The organism is Streptomyces saintjeani (assembly GCF_055409605.1).
Map to the genome: position 1 here is coordinate 3,021,932 of NZ_CP189624.1, position 13,048 is coordinate 3,034,979.

11 protein-coding genes are annotated in these 13,048 nt (G+C 71.7%); 3 read left to right on the top strand and 8 right to left on the bottom strand.

Features of this window, described 5'->3' with window-relative positions; all coding sequences use genetic code 11:
* Positions 1 to 184: 184 nt before the first annotated feature.
* The 4 genes from dnaG to ACQCO7_RS13495 form a co-directional block, all read right to left on the bottom strand.
* Complete coding sequence (gene dnaG / locus ACQCO7_RS13480; RefSeq protein ID WP_464072054.1) at positions 185 to 2,083, bottom strand: DNA primase; 1,899 nt, start codon at positions 2,081 to 2,083, stop codon at positions 185 to 187.
* A 58-nt stretch (positions 2,084 to 2,141) separates the two neighbouring features.
* Positions 2,142 to 3,398, bottom strand: coding sequence for an NAD(P)/FAD-dependent oxidoreductase (locus ACQCO7_RS13485; protein WP_464072055.1), 1,257 nt, complete (start codon positions 3,396 to 3,398; stop codon positions 2,142 to 2,144).
* 88 nt (positions 3,399 to 3,486) lie between these two features.
* Entirely contained in the window at positions 3,487 to 4,806 is a 1,320-nt protein-coding gene (locus ACQCO7_RS13490) for a deoxyguanosinetriphosphate triphosphohydrolase (protein WP_464072056.1), read from the bottom strand.
* Between the two features lie 81 nt (positions 4,807 to 4,887).
* Complete coding sequence (locus ACQCO7_RS13495) at positions 4,888 to 5,649, bottom strand: sirohydrochlorin chelatase (protein WP_464072057.1); 762 nt, start codon at positions 5,647 to 5,649, stop codon at positions 4,888 to 4,890.
* A gap of 225 nt (positions 5,650 to 5,874) precedes the next feature.
* Between ACQCO7_RS13495 and ACQCO7_RS13500 the strand changes: the two genes are divergently transcribed.
* Complete coding sequence (locus ACQCO7_RS13500; RefSeq protein WP_464072058.1) at positions 5,875 to 6,561, top strand: SanA/YdcF family protein; 687 nt, start codon at positions 5,875 to 5,877, stop codon at positions 6,559 to 6,561.
* Here ACQCO7_RS13500 and ACQCO7_RS13505 read toward each other — a convergent pair.
* The 3 genes from ACQCO7_RS13505 to ACQCO7_RS13515 form a co-directional block, all read right to left on the bottom strand.
* Positions 6,548 to 7,315 (bottom strand): enoyl-CoA hydratase-related protein, encoded by a 768-nt coding sequence (locus ACQCO7_RS13505; protein WP_464072059.1) that lies wholly within the window; start codon positions 7,313 to 7,315, stop codon positions 6,548 to 6,550. The genes ACQCO7_RS13500 and ACQCO7_RS13505 overlap by 14 nt on opposite strands.
* Positions 7,316 to 7,376: 61 nt before the next feature.
* Positions 7,377 to 8,624, bottom strand: coding sequence for a ferredoxin reductase domain-containing protein (locus tag ACQCO7_RS13510; protein ID WP_464072060.1), 1,248 nt, complete (start codon positions 8,622 to 8,624; stop codon positions 7,377 to 7,379).
* Complete coding sequence (locus ACQCO7_RS13515; protein ID WP_464072061.1) at positions 8,621 to 10,156, bottom strand: amino acid adenylation domain-containing protein; 1,536 nt, start codon at positions 10,154 to 10,156, stop codon at positions 8,621 to 8,623. The genes ACQCO7_RS13510 and ACQCO7_RS13515 overlap by 4 nt, the downstream gene beginning before the upstream one ends.
* Before the next feature lie 685 nt (positions 10,157 to 10,841).
* On the opposite strand from ACQCO7_RS13515, the gene ACQCO7_RS13520 reads away from it, so the two are divergent.
* Together ACQCO7_RS13520 and ACQCO7_RS13525 are read left to right on the top strand one after the other, a co-directional pair.
* On the top strand, positions 10,842 to 12,332 hold the full coding sequence (locus tag ACQCO7_RS13520; protein ID WP_464072062.1) for an MFS transporter: 1,491 nt from the start codon (positions 10,842 to 10,844) through the stop codon (positions 12,330 to 12,332).
* A gap of 78 nt (positions 12,333 to 12,410) precedes the next feature.
* Complete coding sequence (locus ACQCO7_RS13525) at positions 12,411 to 12,848, top strand: hypothetical protein (protein ID WP_464072063.1); 438 nt, start codon at positions 12,411 to 12,413, stop codon at positions 12,846 to 12,848.
* Between the two features lie 11 nt (positions 12,849 to 12,859).
* Here the strand turns inward: ACQCO7_RS13525 and ACQCO7_RS13530 are convergent, their stop codons facing one another.
* Positions 12,860 to 13,045 carry a DUF397 domain-containing protein gene (locus ACQCO7_RS13530; RefSeq protein ID WP_464072064.1) on the bottom strand — a complete coding sequence of 62 codons (186 nt, stop codon included), beginning with the start codon at positions 13,043 to 13,045 and terminating at the stop codon, positions 12,860 to 12,862.
* Between the last annotated feature and the right edge of the window lie 3 nt (positions 13,046 to 13,048).

A 13,048-nucleotide genomic window follows, 5' to 3' on the forward strand; every position in this document is an offset into this window, starting at 1 on the left:
TCCGCGTGACGATCGAGTCGGTGCCGTGGGCTGGACGCGCTCGGCTGGCGACCTCGGTCTCGGCGTCGTACCGCGCCTCTGGGGGCTCCGCGGCCCCTGGGTGGCCGGATAGTTCGACGGCGTCGTGAAAGCCGCCGAGGAGGCCGTACAGGGCTTCGGTGCGGCGGCCTTCGACTCAGAGAGCTCAGAGAGCGATGACGCCGTGTGCCTGCAACGCCCGGTCGTACTCCTGGAGGACCCACAACTCGTTCTGGACGGCGGCCAGTTGGGCGGGGTCGCCGGCTGTGGCGAGGCGGGTCAGCTGGGACTGGATGTCGTGGATGCGGCGTTCCACGGCGCGGCGGCGGACAGTGACCAGCTGGGCGCCCGCGTACACGTCGTCGACGGTGCGGCGCATGATCGGTTCGACGGCGAGTTCGGTGACCATCGCGCGGACCGTGTCGTCGGGGGCGACCTCGCGCACGCACATCAGGTAGTCCTGCGCGTCCTCCGTGCCGTACTCGGCGCCGCCCGCGTCCAGGATGGCCTGGCGGACGGCGGCGTAGGGGGCGCAGGTGAACTCGTCCACGCCGTACGCGTCGAAGGCCGGGGAGACCAGTTCGGGGCGCTGGAGGGCGAGTTTGACGAGCTCGCGCTCGGTCGCGTAGACGGGGTTGCGCAGTTGGAGGGCGGGGCCCTTGAGGGCGGGGCGGGGGCTCTCCTCGTACGGCTGGCGCGAGCGGCCCGCCTGCCCCGGGGCGTCGCCCTTGCCCCGGGCCCAGCGGGCGAGTTGGGCCACCCGCTTGACGACGAACTGGGTGTCGAGGATGCCGAGCAGGCCCGCGAGCTGGACGGCGACCTCGTGCTGGGCGCCGCTGTTCTTGATGCGGGCGACGACGGGGGCGGCCTCGTCGAGCGCGGCGGCGCGGCCTCCCGGCGTGTCGAGGTCGTAGCGGGCGACGATCTGCCGCAGCGCGAACTCGAAGAGCGGCGTGCGGGGTTCGGCGAGGTCGGCGACCGCCTCGTCCCCCTTCGCGAGGCGCAGTTCGCAGGGGTCCATGCCGTCGGGGGCGATCGCGATGTACGTCTCGGCGGCGAACTTCTGGTCGTCCTCGAAGGCGCGCAGGGCGGCCTTCTGGCCCGCCGCGTCGCCGTCGAAGGTGAAGATGACGCGCGCGCTGCCGTTGTCCATCAGGAGGCGGCGCAGGATCTTGATGTGCTCGCCGCCGAAGGCCGTACCGCAGGTCGCGATGGCGGTCGGGACGCCCGCGAGGTGGCAGGCCATGACGTCGGTGTAGCCCTCGACGACGACCGCGCGGCTGGACTTCGCGATCGCCTGCTTGGCGAGGTCGATGCCGTACAGGACCTGGGACTTCTTGTAGATCGGGGTGTCCGGCGTGTTCAGGTACTTGGGGCCGGTGTCGGCCTCGTACAGCTTGCGCGCGCCGAAGCCGACGACGTCGCCGCCGATGTCGCGGATGGGCCACATCAGGCGGCCCCGGAAGCGGTCGATGGGGCCGCGGCGGCCCTCCTGGGAGAGGCCGGAGAGGGTGAGTTCGCGGTCGCTGAAGCCCTTGCCGCGCAGGAAGCGGGTGAGGTGGTCCCAGCCCTGGGGGCTGTAGCCGACGCCGAAGTGGACGGCGGCGGCCTGGTCGAAGCCGCGCTCGGCGAGGAACATGCGGCCGGTGTCGGCCTCGGGGCCGGTGGCGAGCTGTTCGGCGTACCACTCGGCGGCGATCTTGTGGGCCTCGACCAGGCGGATGCGTTCGCCGCGCTGGTGGGAGGGGTTGTAGCCGCCCTCCTCGTACCGCAGCGTGATGCCCGCGCGCGCGGCGAGGCGCTCGACCGACTCGGAGAACGTGAGGTGGTCGACCTTCATCACGAACGTGATGGTGTCGCCGCCCTCCTGGCAGCCGAAGCAGTGGAAGAGGCCCTTGCTGGGGCTGACCTGGAACGACGGGGACTTCTCGTCGTGGAAGGGGCACAGGCCCTTGAGGTTGCCGCCGCCCGCGTTGCGCAGTTGGAGGTACTCGGAGACCACGGCGTCGATCGGGACCGCGTCCCGTACCGCCTTCACGTCCTCGTCGTTGATCCGTCCTGCCACGCGGGAATTCTACGGGGGCCGACCGACACTCCGGTGCCGAGGCGGCCCCCGTCCGGGCTCAGGCGACCAGGGACTCCAGGGGGGTGCCCGGGTTCGCGAGGGCGTCCGGGTCGAGCGGGGCGCCGCTCTGGATCAGCCGCTGGATGTGCTCTGTGACATCCCACACGTTCACGTTCATCCCGGCCAGGACCCTGCCCTCGCTCAGCCAGAACGCGATGAACTCCCGCTTCCCCGCGTCCCCGCGGATGACGACCTGGTCGTACGAGCCGGGCGGCGCCCACCCGCTGTACTCCATCCCCAGGTCGTACTGGTCGGAGAAGAAGTACGGCACCCGGTCGTACGTGACGTCCTTGCCGAGCATCGCGCGCGCGGCGGCCGGTCCGCCGTTGAGGGCGTTGGCCCAGTGCTCCACGCGCAGGCGCGCGTCGGCGAACGGGAACGCGGCGACGTCGCCGGCGGCGTAGATGTCCGGGTCGGAGGTGCGCAGGCTCGCGTCGACCTCGATGCCGCCGCCGTGCGCGCGGTCGGCGAGCGTGAGTCCGGCCGCCTCGGCGAGGCCCGTGCGCGGGGCCGCGCCGATCGCCGCGAGCACGTCGTGCGCCGGGTGCTCCTCGCCGTCGTCCGTGCGCACCGCGAGGACCATGCCGTCCTGGCCGGTGATCTCGGTGAGGCGGGCGCCGAAGTGGAAGCGGACGCCGTGCTCGGCGTGCAGGTCGGCGAAGAGCTGGCCCAGTTCGGGGCCCAGGACGCCGTGCAGGGGCGTCGGTTCGGGTTCGACGACGGTGACCTCGGCGCCGTACGTGCGCGCCGCCGCGGCGACCTCCAGGCCGATCCAGCCGGCGCCCGCGACCACCAGGTGGCCGTTGTCGCGGCCGAGGGCCTTGAGGACGTGCCTGAGGCGCTCGGCGTGCGCGAGGCGGCGCAGGTGGTGGACGCCGGCGAGGCCGGTGCCGGGGACGTCCAGGCGGCGCGGCTCGGCGCCGGTCGCGAGGAGGAGCTTGTCGTACGCGATCAGGGTGCCGTCGCCGAGGCGGACGGTCTTCGCGGCGCGGTCGATCGCGGTGACCGTCTGGCCGAGGTGCAGCTCGATGTCGTTCTGCGCGTACCAGGCCGGTTCGTGCACGAAGACGCTGTCGCGCTCCTCTTTACCGAGGAGGTAGCCCTTAGAGAGCGGGGGGCGCTCGTAGGGGTGGTCACGCTCGTCGCCGATCAGTATCACGCGCCCGGTGAAGCCCTCCGCACGGAGCGTCTCGGCCGCCTTGGCACCGGCCAGGCCACCTCCGACGATGACGAATGTCTGATCCGCGTCGACCACTTGATGCCTCCTCGTAAGGGTGTCGCCACATGCGAGCGTCCCGCACGCAACGTTCGGGGGGAAGGGGTAGTGCCCCGTCGGGGCGATCTCAGGGGCGGCCCGTCAGCCGTGTGTGCAGGGCTCTCGCGGACGCGTCGGTGAGGGAGGCGATCTGGTCCACGATCACCCGTTCGCGGGCGTGGTCGTCCGCCGCCTTGACGTACAGCGCGTGGAACTGGGGGTCCAGTCCGTACGGCGCCCGCGCGGTGAGGGCCTCGGCGAGTTCCGTGATGACGATCCGCTGGTCGGCGCGCAGGCGCTCCTGCTCGGCGCGCTGCATGACGTACCGGTCGGCGACCGCCTTGAGGACGGCGCACTCCAGGCGGGTCTCGTGCGGGACGACGAGTTCGGCGGCGTAGCGCGTGAGGCGGCCGGTGCCGTAGCGCGCGCGGGTGGCGCCCTCGGCTGCCAGGCAGAAGCGGCCGATCAGCTGGCTCGTCGCGTCCTTCAGGCGGGCCTGGGCGACCGCCGTGCCGTCGTAGCCGTGCGGCCACCACTCCTGCGCGAGGAGGCGGTCCAGGGCTGCGGCGAGTTCGGCCGGTTCCGTGTCCCCGGGGACGTAACGGCCCACCGCCACGCGGAAGATCTCCTCGCGTTCCGCTCGCGCGGACAGGGCGGCCGGGGCGATGTGGCCCGCGTGCAGGCCGTCCTCCACGTCGTGCACCGAGTAGGCCACGTCGTCCGACCAGTCCATGACCTGGGCCTCGAAGCACGCGCGCGTGCCGGGTGACTCCTTGCGGATCCAGTCGAAGACCGGGCGGTCGTCGTCGTACACGCCGAACTTGGGGGAGGTCGGGTCCGTGGGGTGTTCGCCTCGCGGCCAGGGGTACTTCGTCGCCGCGTCCAGCGTCGCGCGCGTGAGGTTCAGGCCGACCGAGCCCTCCGGGGTGAAGCGCTTCGGTTCGATGCGGGTCAGCAGGCGCAGGGACTGGGCGTTGCCCTCGAAGCCGCCGCAGTCCTTCGCGAAGTCGTTCAGCGCTTGTTCGCCGTTGTGGCCGAAGGGCGGGTGGCCCAGGTCGTGCGCCAGGCAGGCCGCCTCGACGAGGTCGGGGTCACAGCCGAGGGCCGCGCCGAGTTCCCTGCCGACCTGGGCGCACTCCAGGGAGTGCGTGAGGCGGGTACGGGGGCTGGCGTCCCACACGGGGCCCTGTGTGCCCGGTGTGACGACCTGGGTCTTCCCCGCGAGCCTGCGCAGGGCGGAGGAGTGCAGGAGGCGGGCACGGTCGCGCTGGAAGGCGGTGCGGCCGGGGCGTTTGTCCGGTTCGGGGGCCCAGCGGTCGGCGGCGGAGGGGGGGTAGGCGGGGGTGGCGGGGACGGGGTCGGTGTTCGAGTCTGTGTCCGAGTTGGCGTGCGGGTCGGTGCCTTCCATGCTTCGACAGTAAGGGCAGGCGCTGACAATTCGGCTGTGCGCCTCGGGGCGGGGCGCGGGGAAGTGCGGGAGCGGGGTGGATCATGCCGCCTTGCTGGTTCCTGCCGTCGTCGCCGCCTCGTCGTAGCGGGTCAGTACCAGGCGGGCCATCGCCTCGTGCGCGCCCAGGGGGGCCGAGACGATCCACGGGGCCGCCTGCGCGCACTCCGTCGCGAAGCGGCCGGGGGCCGTGAAGTACGAGGCGACCGCCACGCGCGTGCAGCCGCGCGCGCGGAGGTCGGCCAGTGCCTTCGGGACGGCCGGTTCGGCCGTCGAGGCGTACGCCGGGAGCACCGGGACGCCCAGGCGGGCCGAGAGGAGGTGGGCCGTGCGGTTGGTGTCCGCCGCGTTGTCGGGGTCCCGGGAGCCGGCCGCCGCGAGGACGATCGCGGTCCCGCCGTGCCCGGCATCCGGCCGGGAGGGCCAGCCGGCCTCTTCCAGGCGGGACACCAGCGTGTCGATCAGGAGGGGGTGCGGGCCCAGCGCTCCCCCTACGCGTGCGTGCGGGTGCGTCTGCGCCGCCATCTCCGGGATGTCGCGCTTGATGTGGTAGCCCCGGCCCAGCAGGAGGGGGACCAGGACGACGTCCTGCGTGCCCACGCGCGCGAGCGTGTCCGTGAGCAGCGGCTCGTTCAGCTCGATGTGGCCCAGGTGGACGTCCAGACCGGGGCGCTGCGCGCGGACGCGGTCCAGGAGGGCGCCGACCGTGCGCAACGCGCGCGGGTCGCGGCTGCCGTGGGCGACGACCACGAGCGCGGGCTGGGCGGGGCGCCGCCGGGCGAGGCGGCTGAGCTGACTGGACATGGGTCGATCCTCGCGCGGGGGCGTTGCGGGGTGGTTGCGTGACCGTCACGGGTGTTTTCCGGGGGTTCACGGTGGGGGTGGGGGTGGTGTGAGGGCGTGCTCGTGAGGGCCGGTCCGTGGTGGGTGCCGAATGGGGCGCGTGAGTGAACCTAATCCGTGCCGGGTGCGTCTTGCCTGGTGAACGTCGTCAGGGGTGGGCCGGGGAGGGTCCGGGGAGGGGTGTCCATGCGGAGGCCGTCGCTGCGCAGGCCGCGCCTGCCGCGTACGCGTGCCGGTCAGCGGCGGCTCGTGCAGGCCGTGATGGCGGTGTGCGTGCTCGCGCTGCTGCCGTCGACGTGGCTGTTCGTCTCGACGTCCGGCCGGTACGGGACGACGGCGGACGCACCGCGCACGGACGTCGCCGTCGTCTTCGGCGCGGGGCTGTGGAACGGCGAGCCGTCCCCGTACCTGCGCGGCAGGCTGAACGCGGCGGCGGACCTCTACCGCGAGGGCCGCGTCAAGGTCGTCCTGGTGACCGGCGACAACAGCCGTGAGGACTACGACGAGCCGGACGCGATGCGCACGTACCTGACGCGCCACGGCGTCCCGGACGACCACGTGGTGAGCGACTACGCGGGCTTCGACACGTGGGACTCGTGCGTGCGCGCCAAGAAGATCTTCGGCGTCCACCGCGCGGTGCTGATCAGCCAGAGCTTCCACATACGCCGCGCCGTCGCGCTCTGCGAGGCCGCGGGGATCGACTCGTACGGCGTCGGCGTGGCCGAGAAGCACGACGCGACGTGGCTGTACGGCGGCGCCCGCGAGGTGTTCGCGGCGGGCAAGGCGGCGCTGGACGCGGTGTTCACGCCGGACCCCCGGTTCCTGGGACCACGGGAACCGGGGGTCGGGCAGGCGCTCGCTAGCGCCCCCTGAACCGTGGCGGGCGTTTCTCCAGGAACGCCGTCATCCCCTCCGTCTGGTCGCCGGTCGCGAACAGGCCGTGGAACGCCCGGCGTTCGTAGCGGATGCCGTCCCTGAGGCCGGTCTCCAGCGCCCGGTCGACGCAGTCGCGGGCCGTCCGGACGGCGAGACGGCCGTACGAGGCGATGGTGGCCGCCGCCTCCAGGGCCTCCGGGAGCGCCCGTTCGTCGGGAACCACCCGGGACACCAGCCCGGCGCTCTCCGCCTCGCGCGCGTCCATCGTGCGGCCGGTGAGGACCAGGTCCATCGCCTTGGCACGGCCGACGAGGCGGGTGAGGCGTTGGGTGCCGCCGATGCCGGGGATCACGCCGAGCCTGATCTCCGGCTGGCCGAACCGCGCCGACTCCCCCGCGATCACGAGGTCGCACATCATCGCGAGTTCGCAACCCCCGCCGTACGCGACGCCGTTGACGGCGGCGATCTTCGGGACGCGGAGGTCGGCGAACTCCTCCCACGCCCCGAAGTAGTCCTCCGCCACCATGTCGGCGGCGCTCTTCCCGGCCATCTCCCTGATGTCGGCGCCGGCCGCGAACGCCCGCTCGGAGCCGGTGAGGACGACGCAGCCGACCTCGTCGTCGGACTCCAACGGCCGGACGGTGTCGAGGAGTTCGGCGAGCAGCTCGGAGCCGAGCGCGTTGAGGACCTGCGGCCGGTGCAGGCGGACGAGCACGACACCGTCGTACCGCTCGGTCTTGAGGTGATGCATTGCGGTAACCCCTTTCTGTGGAATTTCTGTCGGGGTTTCTGTTGGGGTTTCTGTTGGATTTCTACGAGTCCCAGATCGCGCCGTACGCCGGTATTCCGCGCCGTTCGAGGCCGTGGACGACCTGCCAGGTGAGCTTCTTGTTGGAGATGCAGATGACCGCCTCGGCCCCGAAGTCGCGGTAGGCGGCGTGCGCGAGGGCGACCATGTCGGGTTTGCCGTGGCGGGAGGTGTCCCAGACGACCGCGTCGGGCTGGACGGCGAGGATCTCGTCCACGAGGGCGTCGCCGTAGGTGACGCGGGGGTCGCGGGTGGCCCAGACGAGGCGGGAGGGGACCTCGGCTGCGAGGAGGTGCGGCAGGCAGGGGCCGATGCCGCTGCCGGTGGCGACGTACACCACCTTGCTGAAGAGGACTTCGATGTTGGCGACCCCGGCGGTCGTGATTCCCTTGACCCACACCTTCGTCGGGAGGTCGTCGATGAACTTCCCCGTCCAGTCACCCGCCCGCGAGATGGTCAGCCGGAAGCCCGGACTGCCCGGCGAGGGGACGTTCGCGAAGGAGTGCCACTCCTTGAGCGGGCTGCGGCTGACGGCCGTGGAGGACCCGGCGAACGGGGTCTCGCCGTAGTCGAAGCGGGCCAACACCACGTGCGGGGACGGCCGTTCGACCCGTACGCCGACCTTGCGCAGCCGCAGCCAGGGCAGCGCGACGCTGAACGTGACGACCGCGAGCACCGCCGGTTCGACGGGCCCGGCCGCCGTCAGGATCGTGTGCGCCCAGAAGAGGGCGAGGGCGCCCCAGCCGCCGAAGCGGTGGATCTTCTCGAAGTGGTCGTGGTGCCGGGACCGGAAGGGCGGCAGCGCGGTCGCGACGATGACCAGCAGCAGGACGAGCAGCGCCCAACTGACCGCCAGGACAGCCCTGTCGGTGGTCGTGAGGGTGAGCGCGGCGAACCACGCCGTCCCCGCGAGCGCGCCTCCGATGTGCAGTCCGCCGAAGTGGTAGACCTTGCCCAGCGTCCAGCGGACCCGCAGCGGCCAACTGACCGGGGCCGAAGTCGCCACCCGGAAGAGGAAGTTGATGACGTACTGCTGGCGGATCAGGATCGCCAGCGTGAGGTTCGCGAGGACGGCGTGGGCCATGCCCTGCTCGGTGACCGGCCAACTCGCGTACAGGCAGACCGCGTTCACCGCGAACACCGTTGCCGCGAGCCGGTTGTAGTGCATCAGCCGGGGGTGCTTGAGGAGGCGGCGCGGCAGGGAGGTGAGGGGTGGGAGCGGGGTGCCGGTACGGCTCAGTTCCGTCGTCATCGGGCCACCGCCGGTCGGTCCGGGGCGAGTTGGAGGAGCGCCGGTTTGTCGATCTTGCCCCGGTCGGTCTCCGGCAATGATGTCAGGGGCATGACATTATCCGGCACGCAGTAGTACGGCAGGGCGTCGGCGACCGCGCGGCGGGCCGCGTCGGGGTCGACGTCCGCCGGGCAGACGAAGGAGACGAGCGTGCGGTCGTCGCGCTTGAGGGTGACCGCGCGGACGACACCCGGCACCTGCTCCAACACCGAGGAGACGGAGTCGAGTTCGACGCGGAAGCCGCGTACCTTCACCTGGTCGTCGGTGCGGCCGAGGTGTTCGAGGCGGCCGTCCGGAGTCCAGCGGCCGAGGTCGCGGGTGCGGAACATGCGCCGGCCGCCGCCGAGGAACGGGTCCGGGGCGTAACGCTCTCTGTTCAGACGGTCGTTGGGGTCGTCGGTGAGGTAGCCCGCCGAGACGCAGTCGCCGCCGGCCCACATCTCGCCGACCTCGCCGATCGGGAGCGCGCGGCGGTCGGCGTCCAGGACGTACACGGTGTTGTTGGGGGTGGGGCGGCCGATCGTGAGGAGGGGGTTCCTCGGGTCGTGCCGGGACATGGTGTTGACGATCGTCGTCTCGGTCGGGCCGCAGCAGTTGAAGAACGCGGCCCGGCGCGCCCATGCGTCGGCGAGCGGGCGGGGGCAGGGTTCCCCGGCGACCGCGACCGCGCGCACCCGGGGGCAGGCGGCCGGGTCGATGCCGGACAGGACCGTCGGGGTGGCGATCAGGACGGTCGCGGTGCGGGCGGTGGCCGCGATGTCGCGGTCGCGGATGACGAGGGTGGCGCCGTGCGCGAGGCAGCCGAGGATCTCCCAGGCCGCCATGTCGAAGGCGATGTTGAGGAGTTGGGCGACGCGGTCGCCGGGGCCGATGCCGAGCGAACCGGGTTCGGTGAGCAGGATGTTGGCGACGTTGCGGTGGGTGACCTGCACGCCGTTGGGGCGGCCGGTGGTGCCGGAGGTGAACAGGACGTAGCAGCCGTCGTCCGGTAGCGGCGGCGGGAGTTGGAGTCTCGCGGGTGGCAACGGCTCGTCCAGGTCGATGAGTTGGTACCCCTTGTCCGGCGGGAGCGGGACGCGGTGCGCGTGTTCGGCGAGGGTGAGGACGACGCGGGTGCGGGCGGTGCTGATGACGTGGGCGAGTTGGGCGGATGGTGCGAGGCCGATGTCCTGGGGGACATATGCGGCGCCCGCCTTGAGGATGCCCAGCAGGCCGACGAGCATCGGCAGGGAGCGGCGCACGAAGAGGCCGACGTGGTCGCCGGGGCGGATGCCCTCCGCGTACAGGTGTGCGGCCAACGCCTCGGCACGCGCGTCGAGTTGGGCGTAGGTGAGAGTCTGGTCGCGGTGTTCGGCGGCGATCGCGTGCGGGGTGGTGGCCGCGTGTCGAGCCACGGACCTGTGAATCAGCGGGTCCGGCACGAAGGCGGTGGGGCCGGTGCCGTGGAGCAGGAAGAGCCGCTGATCGTGGGGGGTGAGATGGCGCAGAGGCATGGTCGAGGGACCTCCTGGCTGCTTCGAGTGTCGACGACATGGCCGCCAAGTGCTGCGGCCTGCCCGGGAGTTCGAACGCCGTGCGGGTGGTGGTGCGGAGGCCGTGCGGGATGGTGCGGATTCGCTGCGCGGAAAGGGGCGTGGCCGCGCGGGGCGGGCGCCCGTCGGCGGGGCCGTGCGGGGACACCCGTGTCGGACGACTGTAGCGGTGCTCCTTCAACGCTCAAGCGTCTGGGACCGGCCAAGTAGCGGTACGGAATGAGTCACTTGTGGCTGACGCCGTCGCATCAGCAACTCGCGCCGGGGGTGGCGGCGACTGGGGTGGGGGCATGTGCGCCGGGGGGCGGCGGGGCCGAGGGCCGGGAGCGACAGAGTCCTTGAAGCCGGGGAGGCGGACCGACCGGCGGGGGACGCCGCCGGCGTCGGCCTGGTGCCCGCCTGGCGGCCGGCGAGTCCGGTGGGGTTCCCGGAGCGGCGAGACGGCCACCGTGAACAGCGTGTCGGCAGCGGTGTCGTAACCCGCCGCGCCGCGTCGCGCCGCGTCGTGAGCAGCGGCGACAGCATCCCGACGGCTGACGGCCACTCCAGCCTTGCGCACACCGTTCCGCACGGCGTACAGTGTGCGCAACGGCAGCGAGAACACCGTACGCATCAGGCGCACGATGTTCGCAAGGGAGGGAATCCGATGGACGAACACGGCAGGAGCGGGCGGCGCTGGTGGATTCTGGTCGTGCTCTGTCTGAGCACGGTCGTACTGACGATCGACAGCATGGCGCTGACCGTGGCGGTCCCGTCGATGACCTCGGACATCGGCGCGAGCGCGCAGGACACGCAGTGGATTCTCGACTCCTACATCCTCGTCTTCGCGGGCCTGCTCCTGACCTCCGGCAGCCTCGGCGACCGGTTCGGCCGGCGGCGGGTGATGCTGATCGGCCTCGTCCTCTTCGGGGCGGCCTCGCTGGCGGCGGCGTTCTGCTCAACTCCCGCCGAGGTCATCGCCGTTCGGGTCGCGATGGGGGTCGGCGGGGCGCTGATCATGCCGTCGACGCTGTCGATCCTGATCACCGTCTTCGACGAGGAGGAGCGGCCGAAGGCGATGGCCGCGTGGGGTTCGGTGTCGATGCTGGGCCTGGTCGGCAGCCCGGTGCTCGGCGGCGTCCTGATCGACCACTTCTCGTGGCACTCGATCTTCTTCCTCAACGTCCCTGTCGTGGCACTGGCGTTGGTCGCCGGGGTGACGTTGATGCCGGAGTCCAGGGCACCTTGGCAGAAGGCGGACCCGATCGGCGCCGTGCTGTCGGCGGTTGGGATGACCGCCCTCGTGTGGTGGATCATCGAGATCCCCAAGCACGGTGCTTTTGAAGGCCGTTCGGCGCTCACCCTGGTGGTCTCGGTGTTGGCGCTCGCCGGGTTCGTGGTGTGGGAGAACGTCACCGCGTCACCGATGGTGCCGCTGGTCCTCTTCAAGTACCGTAATTTCAGCGGGGGTTCGCTCTCGCTGGCGCTCGTCCAGATCGGCAACGGCGGTCTGCTGCTGGTGCTGACCCAGTACCTCCAGTTCGTGCTCGACTACTCGCCGGTCGAGGCGGGGCTCGCGTTCCTGCCGCTGGCGGTCGCCGCGCTGGTCGGCAACGGGGTGGGCGTGAAGCTGTCGGCGCGGTTCGGGAACCGGGGCGTGATCTTCGCCGGGATGCTGGTGATGGTGGCGTGCTTCGCGCTGATGACGACGGTCGGTGCGGACAGCGGGTTCGCAACTCCCGCCGTGGCCCTCGGACTTCTCGGCCTCGGCGCCGGGCTCGCGATGCCGGCCGCCGTCACCGCGCTGATGGGGACCATCCCGGCCGACAAGGCGGGCGTCGGCTCCGCGCTCAACGACACGATCCAGCAGGCGGGTACGGCGCTGGGGATCGCGATCCTCGGCTCGCTGCTGACCAGCGGGTACACGGAGCGGATGCCGCAGGGCGCCCCCGAGGCGGCCCGGCAGTCGATCGCGGGCGCCACCGAGCCGGGGGTGCTGACCGCTGCGCGCTCGGCGTTCACCGACTCGATGGGGACCACGTTCATGGTGAGCGCGGTGGGGGTGCTGGTGGCTGCGGTGGTGGCGGTGCTGGTGATGCGGGACGGTGAGCGGGGGGTGGCCGAAATGCCGGTGGAGGAGCCGGAGTTGGTGGCCTGATCCCCGCGCTCACGGAAAGGCCGGTGCCCTCTTGGGGGTGCCGGCCTTTCACGTATTACCGTGCGACAGACTGCGGTCATGTCCACCGAAGTGAACGGCGTGATCGAGTGCAGGCCGCTGGCGCGGATCTGGGGCGCCGACGACGAGGACGCGGTGTGGCACCCCACGATCGACCTCTTCCTCCTCAACTCCGGTAACGCGTATAACGCGTTGGCCTGCCTCTTCGGTGTCCGCAACTCCTATGGTTTCCGGCCGTTGACCGAGGGGCGGGGGCTGCCGGTGGATGCTTCGGAGAGCGTTCGGGATCAGTTTCACGCCCATGCGTACGGGGAAACGTGGATCACCTGGGCCGAGTTGGAGACGGTGGACTGGGAAGAGACGGACGCGTCCGGCAAGTTGAGCCGACGCGCAGCCGCTGGCGCGGGGACGGGGTGGGCGCCGGTGTGGGACGTGATGAGAACGCTGGCCGGGGTGCATGGGGGTGAGCATGTGCGGCTGGTGGTGTGGTTCGACTGACTCCGGGTCCGTCAGAGGGTGCCTTCGCGGACGGCCGTTTCGAAGGCTGTCCAAGTCGGCGGGGTGAGACGGAGGTTGGGGCCGGTGGGGGATTTCGAGTCGCGTACGGCGATGAGGGTGGGGAGGTTGGTGGCTACCTCGACGCATTCACCGTCCTCGTGGCTGTAACTGGACTTGCGGTACTCAAACACGGACACGGG

Bases quoted from the DNA above. Each gene is read 5' to 3' on its own strand.
- ACQCO7_RS13495 (WP_464072057.1), bottom strand. From the start codon at position 5,649: ATGTCCAGTCAGCTCAGCCGCCTCGCCCGGCGGCGCCCCGCCCAGCCC.
- ACQCO7_RS13515 (WP_464072061.1), bottom strand. From the start codon at position 10,156: ATGCCTCTGCGCCATCTCACCCCCCACGATCAGCGGCTCTTCCTGCTC.
- ACQCO7_RS13510 (WP_464072060.1), bottom strand. From the start codon at position 8,624: ATGACGACGGAACTGAGCCGTACCGGCACCCCGCTCCCACCCCTCACC.
- ACQCO7_RS13520 (WP_464072062.1), top strand. From the start codon at position 10,842: ATGGACGAACACGGCAGGAGCGGGCGGCGCTGGTGGATTCTGGTCGTG.
- ACQCO7_RS13490 (WP_464072056.1), bottom strand. From the start codon at position 4,806: ATGGAAGGCACCGACCCGCACGCCAACTCGGACACAGACTCGAACACC.
- ACQCO7_RS13505 (WP_464072059.1), bottom strand. From the start codon at position 7,315: ATGCATCACCTCAAGACCGAGCGGTACGACGGTGTCGTGCTCGTCCGC.
- ACQCO7_RS13500 (WP_464072058.1), top strand. From the start codon at position 5,875: ATGCGGAGGCCGTCGCTGCGCAGGCCGCGCCTGCCGCGTACGCGTGCC.
- ACQCO7_RS13525 (WP_464072063.1), top strand. From the start codon at position 12,411: ATGTCCACCGAAGTGAACGGCGTGATCGAGTGCAGGCCGCTGGCGCGG.